This window comes from Isoptericola croceus (genome assembly GCF_029382255.1).
Lineage (GTDB): Bacteria > Actinomycetota > Actinomycetes > Actinomycetales > Cellulomonadaceae > Isoptericola > Isoptericola croceus.
The window spans coordinates 1-267 of sequence record NZ_JARLLG010000337.1 but is presented as its reverse complement, the minus strand read 5'-3'; the positions used below and the strand labels follow the sequence as shown (position 1 = coordinate 267).

Below are 267 nucleotides of genomic sequence, written 5' to 3'. Positions count from 1 at the left end.
CCCGGGCTGCATGCTGACCCATGGACAGACCGCTAGGCTCCTCGATGTTCGCCCCCGGCGTGCCGCAGGTGATGAGGGACTTCGGGTCGACCAACCTGGAGCTTGCCTCGTTCGTCGTGTCCGTCTACCTGCTCGGATACTGCTTCGGCCCGCTCCTGATTGCCCCCTTGTCGGAGATGTACGGCCGCGTGATCATCTACAACGTCTGCAACGTGCTGTATGTCGTCTTCACCGTCGCGTGCGCCGTCGCGCCCAACCTGGGTGCCC

1 protein-coding gene is annotated in these 267 nt (G+C 64.4%); it reads left to right on the top strand.

The features are described from left to right. Positions 1–44 precede the first annotated feature (44 nt). Positions 45–267: MFS transporter (locus tag PZC42_RS24795; RefSeq protein WP_277214218.1), on the top strand; the 223-nt coding region annotated here is incomplete at its 3' end.